General features: G+C 56.7%; 15 protein-coding genes and 1 pseudogene. 14 read left to right on the forward strand and 2 right to left on the reverse strand.

Going from position 1 to position 14,369, the window contains the following annotated elements; genetic code table 11:
• Positions 1-140 precede the first annotated feature (140 nt).
• Together BLX89_RS10205 and BLX89_RS10210 are read left to right on the forward strand one after the other, a co-directional pair.
• Positions 141-1,523 carry a nicotinate phosphoribosyltransferase gene (locus BLX89_RS10205; RefSeq protein ID WP_075290718.1) on the forward strand — a complete coding sequence of 461 codons (1,383 nt, stop codon included), beginning with the start codon at positions 141-143 and terminating at the stop codon, positions 1,521-1,523.
• Positions 1,524-1,604: 81 nt separating this feature from the next.
• Positions 1,605-1,946 carry a DUF6665 family protein gene (locus BLX89_RS10210; RefSeq protein WP_075290720.1) on the forward strand — a complete coding sequence of 114 codons (342 nt, stop codon included), beginning with the start codon at positions 1,605-1,607 and terminating at the stop codon, positions 1,944-1,946.
• Between the two features lie 43 nt (positions 1,947-1,989).
• On the opposite strand, the gene BLX89_RS10215 is transcribed toward BLX89_RS10210, so the two are convergent.
• Complete coding sequence (locus tag BLX89_RS10215; protein WP_075290722.1) at positions 1,990-2,616, reverse strand: ribonuclease D; 627 nt, start codon at positions 2,614-2,616, stop codon at positions 1,990-1,992.
• A gap of 103 nt (positions 2,617-2,719) precedes the next feature.
• Here BLX89_RS10215 and BLX89_RS10220 point away from each other — a divergent pair, with 103 nt between their 5' ends.
• The 11 genes and pseudogenes from BLX89_RS10220 (at position 2,720) to BLX89_RS10265 (ending at position 13,031) form a co-directional block, all read left to right on the forward strand.
• A complete protein-coding gene (locus tag BLX89_RS10220; protein WP_075290724.1) occupies positions 2,720-3,052 on the forward strand; it encodes a hypothetical protein in 333 nt (110 codons plus the stop codon).
• A 208-nt stretch (positions 3,053-3,260) separates the two neighbouring features.
• A complete protein-coding gene (locus tag BLX89_RS10225) occupies positions 3,261-3,686 on the forward strand; it encodes a hypothetical protein (protein ID WP_075290726.1) in 426 nt (141 codons plus the stop codon).
• Between the two features lie 141 nt (positions 3,687-3,827).
• Positions 3,828-4,496, forward strand: coding sequence for a hypothetical protein (locus BLX89_RS10230; RefSeq protein ID WP_075290728.1), 669 nt, complete (start codon positions 3,828-3,830; stop codon positions 4,494-4,496).
• A gap of 102 nt (positions 4,497-4,598) precedes the next feature.
• The gene (locus tag BLX89_RS10235; RefSeq protein ID WP_075290730.1) at positions 4,599-5,996 is read left to right on the forward strand and encodes an O-antigen ligase family protein; all 1,398 of its coding nucleotides are present in this window, start codon (positions 4,599-4,601) and stop codon (positions 5,994-5,996) included.
• Entirely contained in the window at positions 5,993-6,769 is a 777-nt protein-coding gene (locus tag BLX89_RS10240; protein ID WP_075290732.1) for a metallophosphoesterase family protein, read from the forward strand. Before BLX89_RS10235 ends, BLX89_RS10240 begins: the two co-directional genes overlap by 4 nt.
• A gap of 139 nt (positions 6,770-6,908) precedes the next feature.
• Positions 6,909-7,178: pseudogene (locus BLX89_RS25470) on the forward strand (Wzz/FepE/Etk N-terminal domain-containing protein); the annotation flags it as partial.
• A gap of 21 nt (positions 7,179-7,199) precedes the next feature.
• Positions 7,200-9,056 (forward strand): GumC family protein, encoded by a 1,857-nt coding sequence (locus tag BLX89_RS10245; RefSeq protein WP_245292803.1) that lies wholly within the window; start codon positions 7,200-7,202, stop codon positions 9,054-9,056.
• A 428-nt stretch (positions 9,057-9,484) separates the two neighbouring features.
• Positions 9,485-10,036 (forward strand): transglutaminase-like cysteine peptidase, encoded by a 552-nt coding sequence (locus BLX89_RS10250; RefSeq protein WP_075290736.1) that lies wholly within the window; start codon positions 9,485-9,487, stop codon positions 10,034-10,036.
• Between the two features lie 216 nt (positions 10,037-10,252).
• Positions 10,253-11,437: a TMEM43 family protein gene (locus BLX89_RS10255; RefSeq protein ID WP_075290738.1), complete on the forward strand. Its 1,185-nt coding sequence runs from the start codon at positions 10,253-10,255 to the stop codon at positions 11,435-11,437.
• 121 nt (positions 11,438-11,558) lie between these two features.
• The gene (locus tag BLX89_RS10260) at positions 11,559-12,347 is read left to right on the forward strand and encodes a YdcF family protein (RefSeq protein WP_075290739.1); all 789 of its coding nucleotides are present in this window, start codon (positions 11,559-11,561) and stop codon (positions 12,345-12,347) included.
• Between the two features lie 48 nt (positions 12,348-12,395).
• Positions 12,396-13,031 carry a trimeric intracellular cation channel family protein gene (locus tag BLX89_RS10265; RefSeq protein WP_075290741.1) on the forward strand — a complete coding sequence of 212 codons (636 nt, stop codon included), beginning with the start codon at positions 12,396-12,398 and terminating at the stop codon, positions 13,029-13,031.
• Positions 13,032-13,079: 48 nt separating this feature from the next.
• Here BLX89_RS10265 and irrA read toward each other — a convergent pair whose 3' ends face one another.
• The gene (irrA, locus tag BLX89_RS10270; protein WP_075290743.1) at positions 13,080-13,499 is read right to left on the reverse strand and encodes an iron response transcriptional regulator IrrA; all 420 of its coding nucleotides are present in this window, start codon (positions 13,497-13,499) and stop codon (positions 13,080-13,082) included.
• A 320-nt stretch (positions 13,500-13,819) separates the two neighbouring features.
• Here irrA and fabA point away from each other — a divergent pair, with 320 nt between their 5' ends.
• Positions 13,820-14,335, forward strand: a complete 516-nt coding sequence (fabA, locus tag BLX89_RS10275) for a 3-hydroxyacyl-[acyl-carrier-protein] dehydratase FabA (RefSeq protein ID WP_075290745.1) — start codon at positions 13,820-13,822, stop codon at positions 14,333-14,335.
• Positions 14,336-14,369: the final 34 nt, after the last annotated feature.

Below are 14,369 nucleotides of genomic sequence, written 5' to 3' on the forward strand. Positions count from 1 at the left end.
TATGACAAAACTCTTGATAGTTTCTTAATCATATTGCAGGTGCGAAGAGAGACGGGATTTCCCTCCCCGTCGCGGCTTGCCGCTCATTCTAGGCTCGCGTACATCTGGCTGATATTATCATCCGCTTCGGGAGGAGCGACATGGATCTCGGCAATCCGATCCTTAATACTGACAGCTACAAATTCGGTCATTTCCTGCAGTATCCGCCCGGCACCCAGGCAATATCGTCTTACATCGAAACCCGTGGCCAGCCGGAGGAGGCGGATGTCCTGTTCTTCGGTCTGCAGATGTTTCTCAAGGAATATCTGACCCGGCCCGTTACCCGAACCCATGTCGATGAAGCCGAGGCGATCGTCATCGCCCATGGCCAGCCCTTCGATCGTGAGGGCTGGCTTCACATCGTCGACAAACACGGCGGTTATCTGCCGTTGCGCATCGAAGCATTGCCAGAGGGAACGCTGGTGCGGCGCGGCGTTCCGCTCGTGCAGGTCGTCAATACCGATCCGCGCTGTTTCTGGCTAACGTCCCATGTGGAAACCGCGCTTCTTCGTGCCGTCTGGTATCCTTCCACCGTCGCTAGCCAAATCCGCAAGCTGAAGCGGTTGCTGCAGCCCATGCTGCAAAAGACGGCGGACAATCCTGATGCGATACTCCCCTTCAGCCTGCACGATTTCGGCGCGCGCGGTGCGACCTCAATGGAGCAGGCGGGTCTCGGCGGTGCCGCCCATCTCGTTCATTTCCGCGCAACAGATACGATGACCGGCGTTCTCTATGCCCGCCGCTACTACGATGCCGCCATGGCGGGTCTCTCCATCCCCGCGTCGGAGCATTCGACGATGACGTCATGGGGCGTGGACGGAGAAACCCGCGCCTACGCCAATATGGTCGACCGATTTGCCGGCAAAGGCAGCGTTTCCGTCGTTTCCGATAGCTTCGACATCAACTACGCTGTTTCGGAAATCTGGGGCGAGGAGTTGCGGGAGAAGGTGATGGCAAGCGGTGGTCGGGTCATCATCCGTCCCGACAGCGGCGATCCCATCGAAACCCCGGTGCATGCGGTGCGCCAGCTGGACTATCATTTCGGTTCCACGTTGAACGGCAAGGGTTACAAGGTGCTGCACCCTTCGGTTCGCGTTCTGCAGGGAGACGGCCTCTCTGCCGCCGACATGGGGCAAATCCTCGGACGGCTTGAAGCTTTCGGCTTCTCGTCCGAGAATATCTCCTTCGCCATGGGCTCCGGTATCCTACAGAAGGTGAACCGCGATACCTATTCTTTCACGATGAAAGCCAATGCGCGCCAGGACGATACGGGGCGCTGGCACGATGTCTTCAAGCGACCGGCAATGATGAACGTAAAGGCGTCCAAAGCGGGCCGTCAGGCGGTGATCAGCGCAGCGCCGGGCCTTGAGGCCGTCCCGCTCGCCACTCTTGGCGAGCGCAGGAACCATCTGGTCCCCGTCTGGGAAAATGGCAGGCTTCTCAAGGACTGGAGCCTTGCTGATATTCGCGACCGCGCGCGGTGAGCAACCTGAACCCTGCCTTCAATCTTGAAGCATTCACCCGGGCGCGCCATCTTGAATGCTACGATGACGACAGGAGTTGCCATGACTGTTCGGCCGCCGCAGGCACTTGCTCCATCCTTCACCCGCGATAGCGGGCTCAACCTGCTCGAATATGAGCTGATGTCCGAGCGAGCGGATGCGCTGGGTCGTCATGGGCTGAAAGTGGAGAGGGCAATTGCCGCGCTTGCCGCCCTGGATGAGGCGACGCCGGCGGAAAGGCGCGAGGCGCTCCTCAACGAGGCTGCGGATATTGTCTGGGCCTTTTTCATCCAGCGGGAGATCTGCGGTTTGCGCTCCAATCGCGATGCGATCCAGCGTTACGGCATCCCTCGGGAGGTGATCGCCCGCCTCGGTATCGTTCGCCCAACGACAAAAGCGGGATAGTCAACCGCTACGCGGTGACTTCGAACGAGCGGATCGATCCATCTCAGCTATGGGCGAAAATATCGGTCTCGTCCCAGCCGAGAAGATCGAGCTTGGCGCGCGTGGGCAGGAACGCGAAACAGGCATCCGCAAGCTCCATGCGACCATCGCGCAGAAGCCGCGCCGTCAACCGTTCACGCAGGGCATGCAGATGCAGCACATCGGATGCCGCATATTCCAGTTGTGCCTGCGACAGCTTTTCGGCTGCCCAATCCGAGGATTGTTGCTGCTTGGAGATATCGACCTCAAGCAATTCTTTCAGGTTGTCCTTCAATCCATGACGATCCGTGTAAGTACGCGTCAGGCGCGAGGCGATCTTGGTGCAGAAAACCGGATTCGTGGTCACGCCGAAGGTATGGAACAGAACGGCAATATCGAAGCGTCCGAAATGGAAGATTTTCTGGCGCACGGGATCGGCGAGCATGGCAACCAGATTCGGCGCCTCCGTGTGTCCGCGTGCAATCTGGATGACATCAGCCGTTCCGTCGCCGGAGGAAAGTTGGACGACACAAAGCCGGTCGCGGCGGGGAACAAGACCCAGCGTTTCGGTGTCGATGGCGATGGCTCCCGCATATCGCGCAGCGTCGGCCGCCGGGATGTCGCCTTGATGAAGCCGTATTGTATTCGCCATGAAAATTCCCCACATATCGCAAAGTTGCATGCGCTATAGCGCATGTCCGGTGGCAGCGATACCGTATCGCCGGGTCTACGTGCAGCGCAAACCGGAGCAGAGAATGTATCCTTCCCGTTTCAGGGCGTGGTTTTTCCTGGGAGTGCTGGTCCCGACGGCGGTTCTCCCCGCAGGCGCCATGGCACAGGATATTAGCCCGTCGAGCGAGGTCGCGCAGGTCTTCAACGATTTGCCGGGCGTTCAGCCGCAAGAGCCCCTGAATGCGCCGAACAAGGTTGTCTGCGAACAGATCGTCGAGCGTCGACCGGGGGTGGAGCCCACGAACGGACCGCTTTATCATGTGCTCAACAGCTGCAGCAGCGATGGCGGCCTGGTCTTCCGCTCACCCATGCTGCCCCGTTCACTGGAGCGGCTGAAGCGTGGTCTGCCTTATTGATACAGCGCTGACAACTTTTGCGCGAAAGCCAAGGTGGCCTGTTTTTATGCTGTATTGATATTTCGCTTGCGAATTAACCGAAGCCCTTGCTTTCCCGGCGTTTATGCTGAATCTTATTGACAGCAGTCATAAGAAGATTCTAATGTGGTTACTATAAGTTTAAAAGCGTGAGGCTTTCCCAGTCTTTCGCGTATTGAGAGGTTTGATTATGTTTAAGAAGACTTTCTTTATTGCGGCGTTGGCGCTTTCGAGCGTCTCGTTTCATGGGCTGGCTCATGCTCAGAGCGTAGCGCAGGCTGATATCGCGATTTCCGCCATTTCCGGCTGCTCTGCCGCGACGTGTGAAGGTCTCGTTGATGCGGCGCTGGCTGAGGCGCAGGCGCTTCCTCCTGGTCCTGAAAAGGATGCTCTTTTGGCGAGGCTTGTAGCCGCGATCGCTGAGGCTGCCGTGAACAACCCTGAAATTGCCACGGCTCTGAATGCCAAGGCGCAGGTTGCAAGCGCTGAAGTTTCGCCAGCAGGCCGTCGCGCGGCCGCGACTGCCGCAACCGGGACGACCGATCCAGGTAGCGACGACGGCGCATCGCGTGGTGATGGTCCTCCTGACCAGGAAGACGACGACGACGCAAGCTAATTGAGTTTAGCTATTTTCTGTTGGAAAACGCCCCTTCTGGGGCGTTTTTTATTGTAGTATCAGGCTTTAAAGTCTGATGGCTGTTTTTTGCGTGGTAGAGCTTTCTTGTTCCGTTGTGCACGTAATCTCTGAGGTGAGGCAGTGAAACTTCAGTATCTGTTCTCGTCTGTCCTTCTGTTCGCTTGCGCGGCGGGAAGTCTTTTTCTGTTTTCAATGGAGATGCGGCCCTTCGTTAATCCGCGATTTGCGGAACTGAGGGCGGAGGGAGTTGTATCTGCTACAGCACTTGGTCATGGCACCTCTTCCTATTCCAAAGAAATTATCATGAAGGACTGCCTGCAGGGGCTCATTGTTCTTGGCCGGGTAGAGATGTTCGACATAAAAAATGCGGTCCTGGCGGAAAAATGCCGGTTACGCTCCGCTGACGTTGTTGAGAATACGCCGACAGATTCCTTTGCTTGGGCGGTAAAGGCACTTTCTTCAGCGCTTCTTGGAAAAACCGAACTTTTGAATACAGCGCTTGTGGCCTCGCAGAGGGTTGGTCCAAATGAGCAATGGATTGCCCGCAGACGTGTGGAAATCGCGGAGACGTTTCTCGCATCTCTCGATACGACGGCGCTCTCCGCCCATGACAGGGACCTAACGCTCCTTGCCGGTAGCTATCGCGGCGTGAGATATCTGGCACGCCGCTATGTGACCAATCCTGATTTCAGATCCCGAATCACGACGGTTGTCGAAAAACTTCCCGCAGAACAGCAGCGTATGTTCCTTGCGAATATAAGACGCGCCATGCGCGAAAATGAAACGTGAAATTTTGAGTGGATAAGCGGACTTTTGGCCGCTGCCAGGGGCATCAGGCTGAGTAATTTCCAGGCTTTAAGGCAGGACAATGCGCGAGGGGAAAGAAGCGCCATGAAATCAGGCACGACCTCAAGCTTACAGCGTAAGCGTCTGCACAGCCAGATCATGTGGGTTATACTGCTCGTCCTGACCGTTGCTCCCTACCTGTTTGGAAGCACGAAACCAGCAGCATGGGCGCTATGGGCGACCGTCGTGTTCGGCTGCGGGGCCTACTTCTACGCGCGCATGGCCTTTCTGAACGAGCCATTGCGCATACCGTTAAGGCGTATGAGGGTCGTCACGTCGATTTTTTTTGTGTGCGCGGCGTTTACCCTTTGGCAGATCGTGCCTGTCGGCTTTCCCTCAGCGCTACCGGAGAATGCGCTGGGCGTTGTCGATCAATATGTCAGCACAATTAGCTTGACGCCTCATGATACTGTTTTTGCGCTGGTCCGTTGGTGCACCTATGGCTTGCTGTTTGTGCTCGTCCTTCAGCTTGCTGCCAATCCGCAACGTGCGCAACTTTTCCTGAAGCTCCTTTACTGGAGCATTGTTCTGCATGCGATTTTATCGCTGATGTTTCTTTTGCAGTTCGGAGATACAATTCTCGGTATTCCGAAATGGAAATATTTCGGAGATGCCCTCGGTGGCTTCATCAATAGAAACTCGTTTGCGACATTTCTTGCATTCGGTAGTGTCTTAGGCCTGAACTTGTTGCTTCCGGGGGCGAGACTTCTAGCAAAACGGGGTGGTAAACCGGCCGATTCATGGGGACGCGACACGCTTATAATGGGCGTCGGGCTTCTGATCATTCTGGTCGCCCTCATCGCGACCAATTCCCGTATGGGCGTTTTTGCGGCCCTTTGCGGTATGTTGTTTTCCGCCGGTCTTGCCGTTTTCAAGCGGAGTGAGGCAGGGGAAGGCTTCCGCATCTGGCCGTTGGTCCTGTTCTTCGTCGTCGCCGCGGTTTTTGGGGCTGTTACTTATGGCGGAACCCTGACCGAGAGACTTGGGCGAACGGGAAGTGATGCCGAAATCCGGCAGAAGCTCTATGCTCAGGTAATCGATATGATCCACCTGCGCCCGCTCACGGGCTATGGGGGCGATAGTTTCGAATATGTGTTCCCGCTCTTCCATCGCCCTCCCGTCAGTGTCGATCTCGTCTGGAGTAAAACGCATTCGACATATCTTGCATTGTGGAGCGACTACGGTCTGCTTTTTGGCTCCTTACCCATATTATTGGTTGCCATCGTCTTTGTGCAACTTGTCGGGGTACATCGGAAAATGAAATCTCAAGACAGTTTGATCCGATGTGGTATTGGCGCTGTCGTTGTCTGCGCAGTACATTCTCTTGTCGATTTCAGTCTGGAAATCCAAGCTGTAACCTTTGTTTTCGTGGCGATACTGGCGGTGGCCTGGGCGAGACGAAGTGAACTCCTTGGAATGATGGCGCAAGAGGATGCCGCATGATCGGCAATCTCTGGAACCTGCTGCAGCGGAAACGACCGTCTCAAACTGTCATGCAGAGAAGGAAGCATTTCCTGGATCAAGGCCCTGACCACCTTTACGCTATTGGTGATGTTCATGGCTGCGAAGATTTGCTTGCCAGCCTCGAAGCAAAAATTGTTGCCGACGCCCTTGCGAGATCCGGCAGCAAATGGATCGTGATGCTCGGAGATTATGTTGATCGGGGGCCAAAGTCTGCCTCTGTCTTGGATCGGCTCACGTTCCGTCCGCCCGAGGGCTTCCAGCGATTTTGCCTTGCCGGCAACCATGAGGAGGTCATGCTCGATTTCCTGAACAACCCGTCCTCAGATCATCGCTGGCTTGATTTTGGTGGGCTGGAAACGCTTTACTCCTATGGCATTCACAAGTTACCGGGCAGTCGTCAGGCGATCCGGAACGTGCTTCTCAGCCATATCCCGCAAGAGCACATCTCCTTCCTTGAGACGCTGCCTTCCTTGATCAGCGTTCCCGGACTGTGCCTCGTGCATGCTGGCATCCGGGAAAATGTTTCACTCGAAGAGCAAGTCGATAGCGACCTTTTGTGGCTACGTCCGCGCCCGACAGAGGGAAATAGCGCTTCGCGGAACTTTACCGTTGTGCACGGGCACACACCGGTCCCGGATGTTGAGATGATCCAGGGCCGCATCAACGTCGATACCGGGGCGTATCTCTCCGCGAAATTGTCGGCCGTCCGGCTGTCAAAGGGAGAAGCGCCGCAGGTTATCCAATGCAGTTAATGATGTTGCAATTTCGCAATTGTCGCTTTGCGTTTATCTGATAAGACTAAAGAGCATAGATCGGCATTTTTCTGCCTGCGAAAAAGTTCTATTTTTTTATTAATAGCGGTGAGTGCCGCATAATAACGGTCGACATATAATGGATGCAGAGATTGATCTGAAAGGCATACTCGGGATAGTCCGTCGCCAAACCTGGCTTATCTTGAGTACAATTGCCGCCATACTTGTTGTCACTATTATATTCACTTATTCCCTTACTCCAAAGTATACGGCAACGGCACTTATTCTGGTTGACACAAGTCAAAAGAATATTCTGGATGCGACGAATTCTTTATCTAATCCCAATGCAGACAATGCTCGCGTTGAGAGTGAGGTCGGTATCCTGAAATCCAACAGGATTTTGCTCGATGTCATCAGAGATAACAATCTCGTGACAGATGACGAATTTGGCCTGAAGGTGTCACTGAAGGATCGAGTCCTGTCGTGGCTACGTGTGCCTCTTCCGCCAGCGCCGACGCCGGATCAGGCAGTTGGGATGGTGCTCGATAAGTTCAAGAACGCGGTGTCCGTCAACCGGTCGGGATTGACCTATCTGATCAACGTGAACGTTGTGTCCGTTGATCCGGCAAAAGCCGCCAAGCTCGCCAATTCCATTTCAGATACCTATATCGAGGCCCAGATCGAGGCGAAGGTGGCCTCGACCCTGGCAGCACGCAACGCGATCCAGAACCGGTTGCCTGCCGCCAGTGCCGCGATCGTGGAGAACGAACGTCGGTTCGATTCCTACATCAACGAAAATATCGATCGACTCGAACAGTCGAATTCCGTCGGCCTCAAGGCGCTTCGCGCCCAACTGGACAGTATCAATGCCCAGCGCGACAACGAGGCGACGCGCATCGACACCATCCAGCGCTCGCTGCAAACGCAGGATTTCGCGTCGCTGGTCAGCGAGCTTGGCAGCGACGCTTTGAAGCAGTTGCAAGAGCAGCGGGAGACTTTGGCGACACAGATGTCGCAGGCTAACGAGGGCAGCGCTCAAGCGCTGAACCTCAAGGCGGAGCTTGCCAAGCTCGATGCTCAGCTCGCGCAGACGGCAAGCAGCGAAGTCAGCGGTCTGCAGCAATCGCTTGCCTCCTATCAGGAAAAGGCCAATGAGGTCCGCACGCAAATTCGGACGACCGTGCTTCAGGGGGATCTGCCGCCGGAAGTGCTGACTGAGTTTCTCGGCTTGCAGCAATCGGCCGAAAATGCCCGCGGTCAGTATCAGAATCTTTTGAAGCGCGTTCAGGATCTCGACGCTCAATCTACGCTGCAACTGCCCGACAGCCGCGTTGCTTCGGCAGCGATGGTACCGAACTCACCGTCTTTCCCGAACAAAACCCTGATCATTTCGCTCGCTTTGCTTGTCGCGATCGGTCTTGGCCTTGGTCTGGCAATCCTTCGCGAATACTTCATCGGCGGCTTCGTCGATGAAAATCAGATTGAAACGGTTTTGAAGCTGCCGCTTTCGGCCATCGCCCCGCGCCAGTCGAGCAACGACGAACACAACAAGCTGGCCACGCCGACGTCGAGCCTCTCGGATCTCATGGTCACTGCGCCGCTGTCGCTCTTTGCTGAATCGGTTAGACGGCTGCGGCTGACGCTCGACCAGCAGGAAAGAAAGCGTCCGCAGGCGGCTCGGGGAGATGGCGAGGAAGGCCAGATCATCATGGTGTCTTCGGCTTTGCCCAATGAAGGCAAATCGACGATGGCGCTTTCGCTGGCACGAGCCTATGCATTGACCGGCAAACGTACGCTGCTGATCGACTGCGACTTGCGCAAGCCGAGCATCAATCGCCATCTCAATCTCGAACCAAATCACGATTTCATCGACTATCTTCGCCAGGATCGCAACACGGCCACGCTGACATCGCTGATCATGCGGGACCCCATGACAAACCTGACCGTGCTTCTCGGCGGCCGCCGCAGCGACATCGCCACCGACGAGCTTGTCATGAGTGAAAAAATGGGGCGCATCCTCGCCAGCGCGCGCAAGCATTTCGATTATATCGTCCTGGACACCCCGCCGATCGAGCCCGTTGTCGATGGCCTTTATCTGTCGCGACATGCCGACATGATCGTGTTCGTGATCAAATGGGCGAGCACACCGCAGTCGAGCGCAAAACACTCGGTCAATGCGCTTAAGGAAAACCGCAATCCTCACGCGGGTATTGTCACCCTGCTCAATCAGCAGGACCGGGCGAAAATGTCCGGAAATTACAGCTATTCCGGCTACTACACCGAGTAGCGCACGCTGGCTTTCATCGGGATCGTCCTGCAAAAACTCCCCGTTCTCGGGGAGTTTTGTTTTTTTCGGACGAGATATCCAGAGACTGGTAGGTTTGGTTGGTGAAATGTAAAGACCTTTGTCAGCTGCGGAAAAGTGTCTTTTTCCAAACGCTTAAATACAGGGCAAAACGTAGCGGACGCATGTCTGGTCGTCCCTCGCAAATCCTCAAATGCCGGATCCGCAGCGGGTACAGCGCGAAAATGTGTGTTTGCGTAAAATTGTACCTATCGATTTAAGCGAGCTGAAAAGGCCCTTTTGTATCGTGTTGATACAGGCGGACGAAGGGAGTGGTTCTCTTCGGTGCATGATGCTCCTCCCCTGATCCGAGATGAACTCGGTTCAACAAAAAGCCTTGGACAGAAGGCTGAACGGACAGGGAAAAGATCATGTTTAAAAAAGCAATCATCGCACTGGCAACCATCGCAGCCCTCGGCGTAACGAGCATGTCCTCGGCGCACGCCATCAATATGGGCCAGAGCCGCAACCTCAAGGTTAGCCGTCAGGCAACGGTTCCGATCGCCTTCTCGCTCTATTGCCTGAAGCACATCAATGAATGCAAGCCTTCCAAGCAGTCGCAGGTGGCCTACACAGCCAAGGTTCGCAACCTTCTCGCCTCGGTCAATAACTCGGTCAACCGCAGCATCCGCCCGGTGCGCGAAAGCCGGGACGTCTGGACGCTGAACCCGACGTTCGGAGATTGTGACGATTACGCTGTCACCAAGCGCAGCCGCCTGATCCGTGCCGGCATTCCTTCGGGCGCTCTTCGGATTGCCGTTGTCCGCACTCCTGCTGGTGAAGGCCACGCCGTCCTGCTCGTCAAGACCTCTGCAGGCGAGTTCGCTCTCGACAATCTGCGCAAGTCGATCGTCAAGCGCAGCCAGACCGGCTACCGCTACGTCAGCGTCGCTTCTGCCAACCCGATGCGTTGGGGCGGCTAAGGCAGCAGCACTGCCGAACGAAGGGGAGGGGCGGTTTGCCTCTCCCCTTTTTTATGTCGCCCAGCGAGAGACCTGCGAATACCCAATAATGGCGCACGGGCAAGAAGAGCGGCCTATCCCAAATCGGCGAATTTCTGTTAGCAAATGCGAATTGACGAATAGCGCGATGTGCTGAAACGTTATCCGCCACGAATGCTGATGAACAGGGGGCTAATCATGAGCATAACCGAAACGACAACGACATCATGGTTTTCCAAACTGAAGAATGGCTTGCTCGGCTTGCTGATCGGCCCATTGCTGATTATCGGCACGATCTGGCTTCTGTCATGGAATGAGGGGCGGTCGGTCAAGACCTATAACTCTTTGCTGGAGGGCGCGGGCGTGGTGGTTTCCGTCGATAGCGGAACCGTGGATGCGGCAAACGAGGGCAAGCTTATCCATATTTCCGGTCCCGTGATGCCGCAGGGCGTTCCGGAGGACCAGATATTTGGCGTGCAGGCGGAAGGCGCAGTGGGGATTAACCGCAAGGTAGAGATGTATCAGTGGGTAGAGGATAGCAAAAGCGAGACGAAGAAGACGCTGGGTGGCGGTGAGGAAACCGTTACCACCTATACTTACCACAAGGAATGGCAGTCACGACCCATCGACTCCTCCGATTTCCGGAATGCAAATGCGCATCAAAACCCTTCCATGCCGTTCGAGAGCGAACGCTTCTGGGTTTCCAGCGCATCGGTAGGTGCCTTCACCGTCGATGGCAAGGCCGTGGCCGATCTCGGTGCGGACAAGCCGCTGAGCGTGACGCCCGAGGTGCTTGAACGTGTCAGCAGTGCCCTCAACAGCGATCTTCCGGTAAGGGCTAACGGCACGACGATCTACGTTTCACAAAACCGTCAGGCCCCTGCCGTCGGCGATCTGAGAATCAGTTTTTCGCGAGAGGATGTCTCGACCGCGAGCTTTATCGGTGCCCAGCGGGGCGATGGTGTTACGGATGATTTCAAGACCAGCAACGGCTATACGGTTTTCCTGACCGCTGCCGGCAATGTTCCCGCGGCTGAAATGTTCGAGACGGCGCAAAGCGAAAACACGCTGATCACCTGGCTTATCCGCTTCGGGGGCCTGCTCGGCATGTTCATCGGTTTCGTCATGATGCTGTCGATCCTCGGCATCATCGCCGATGTCATTCCCTTTATCGGTTCGATCGTCGGGTTTGGAGCATCCATCATCGCAGCGATCCTCACCCTGTTGATCGGCCCTCTGGTTATCGCCATCGCCTGGATCGCCTATCGTCCATTGATTGCCATTGCGGTTCTCGGCCTTGGCGTGGCGCTCGCGGCCGGCCTCATCTACCTGCGGCGCGGAAAGTCCCAGGCCGCGCCGACGACGCTCGGCCGGCCGGCCTGACGCGGTTAGTTGCGCTCGGGTTGCTGCCGTCCTAAGAAGGTGGCCAACCCGGCGCGCTTCCGGCTTCTACACCGGGCGAGGCGCGCCTGCCGAACGACAATTGGGTGCCAGACGAGTTTTCATGTTTCTGATCTCGAAAATCTTCTGGCTGGCAGCGCAGCCGCTCTCGCTTGTCTTTTTCCTTCTGCTGCTGGCCCTGCTTCTCAGCGGCTTCGGTGTACGCGGCGCTCCCGGCTTTTTGGCAGGGCTGGCGACGATCCTGCTGTTCGTGACGCTCTTTACCTCGACGGGGACTGTCATGCTCCAGAAGCTTGAGGATAGGTTCGCGCGTCCGGCAAGCCTGCCGGCTGATCTCTCCTGTATCATTATCCTGGGCGGCGCCTTTGAAAACGAGGTCATGGCAAGCCGCGGGGGTATCGAGTTCAATCAGGCCGCTGATCGCTTCGTCGAAGGCTTGCGCCTGGCGCAAAATCACCCGGGCGCCCGTATCCTGGTGTCGGGAGGCGACGGGTCCTTCAGTGGTGTCTACGAGGGCGATGCGGATGCATCGGAACGCTTTTTCACCACGTTCGGGGTCTCCGCCGAACGTCTCATTCGCGAAGGTGACTCACGGACCACGTTTGAAAATGCCCGAAACACGCGACAGCTTCTGGAAGATGAGCGGCTGTCCGGCTGCGCGCTGGTGACCTCCGCGTTCCACATGCCGCGCTCCGTTGGCCTGTTCCGGAAGCAGGGGATCGATGTCATTCCGTGGCCAACGGACTACCGGACGACGGGCAAGGCGGTGCTCTGGTTCGATTTCAGCCAGCCCGCGCTGAATGCGCAACTGACGACGACGGCCGTTCGCGAATGGATCGGGCTGGTCGCCTACTACCTTACCGGCAGAACGCATGCGGTCTTCCCTCGCTGACATCGGTCCGTGGTCGTGGCATGAGTGGTGGGACGACGGGGAGAGACCATGTCCATTCTTGAATTTCTCGACTACGCCGGGGTTGCAGTCTTTGCGGCAACGGGTGCGCTTGCCGCATCACGCAAACACCTTGATGTCATCGGGTATATCTTCTTCGCATCCGTAACCGGCATCGGCGGCGGCACCCTGCGCGACCTTGTGCTCGGTGCGACCCCGGTGTTCTGGATAGAAAACCCGCTTTACCTGCTCGTCTGCACCGGCTCGGCCATGGTCGTTTACCTGTCCGCCCGCCGTATGGAATCGCGCTATCGATTCCTCGTGTGGCTCGATGCAGTCGGTCTTTCCGCCTATTGTGTGATGGGGGCGGCCAAGGGGCTTGCGGCCACGGGTTCCGCGACAGTCGCGCTTGTTACCGGCGTGTTGACTGCGACGTGCGGCGGCATCCTTCGCGATCTGCTGGCAGGCGAACCCTCAGTGCTCATGCGGCCGGAAATCTATGTCACGGCGGCCTTAATCGGGGCAGGTGTTTTCACGGGGCTGACCTTGTTCGAGGTGCCGATGATTTTCGCTTCGGCGCTCGGTGTTATCTCGGCCTTCTGCGTCCGAGGCGGGGCGCTGAAATACGGATGGACCTTGCCGGTGGGCGATCCCAGGCCGCCCAGGCATCCTGACGACGTGCTTTGAGATAGAAACCGCAGCCGAGGCTGAAAGCCACAAGCAGGTAACTAAGGATCAGCCGCGCTTGTTGCGCAACCGGATCACCACGTCGACATGGGCGATTTCCATGCCCTCCGGCGGTTCTGGCAGATTGCCGATCGTGATATTGTTGACCGGGATGTCCAACACTTCGTTTTCACCTTCGATGAAAAAGTGATGGTGGTCGGAGACGTTCGTGTCGAAGTAGGTCTTGGCGCTCTCGACAGCCAGAACCCGGATCATGCCGGCTTCGGTAAACTGGTGAAGGGTGTTGTAGACTGTGGCGAGAGAAACAGGCACGCCTGCAAAGACAGCCTCTTCGTGAAGTTCTTCGACGGTCAGATGCCGGTCGCCCTTGGCGAAAATCAGCTCCGCAAGCGCCATGCGCTGGCGCGTGGGACGAAGGCCGTACTGGCGCAGGCGCTCTTCCGAACCAATTTCCAGTGCTGTCTTCATCAGGTGCCGCCGAGCCCTTCAGCTATTGCGAAATGCATCTACCCTGCCGATATAACTTTTACGCGGAGCGCTTTCAATAGATGGCAGCGGCTAAGAATGGATGGGAACGGCGAAAACGGCCCGATTCTGGGGGCAAAAGGCAATTAACTCTGGCTGTTATCAAAGCCTTCATGTATGCGACGGCGGCAATAGGCGTTGTGTAGGGTACGGTAAAGCCTAGGAGACCGGCGCAGAAGCGAGCTGCTTTTACTTCAAATCCGTGCCGTCTTGCTCTACACAACATCAACGAAAAATCGAATGCAGCGGGGAAACGGAAACCCATGACGACCAGACAATCCAGCTTCAACTATGAAGAAATTCTCGCCTGCGGTCGCGGCGAGCTGTTTGGTCCGGGCAATGCCCAGCTTCCGCTGCCGCCGATGCTGATGGTTCATCGCATCACCGATATTTTCGAGACCGGCGGCGCCCACGACAAGGGCTACATCCGCGCCGAATACGACGTGAAGCCGGACGACTGGTACTTCCCCTGCCACTTCCAGGGAAACCCGATCATGCCGGGCTGCCTCGGTCTCGATGGCATGTGGCAGCTTACCGGCTTCTTCCTCGGCTGGCTCGGCGAAGAAGGTCGCGGCATGGCGCTGTCGACCGGCGAAGTGAAGTTCAAGGGCATGGTCCGTCCGAACGTCAAGCTTCTCGAATACGGCATCGACTTCAAGCGCGTCATGCGCGGTCGCCTCGTGCTCGGCACGGCTGACGGCTGGCTGAAGGCCGATGGCGAAACCATCTACCAGGCATCCGACCTGCGCGTCGGTCTGTCCAAGGAAAAAGCTGCCTGATCCGCGGTTTGAGCGGCAGGCAGTGAAATCAAAG

The sequence above is a fragment of the Pararhizobium arenae genome (genome assembly GCF_001931685.1).
Lineage (GTDB): Bacteria > Pseudomonadota > Alphaproteobacteria > Rhizobiales > Rhizobiaceae > Pararhizobium > Pararhizobium arenae.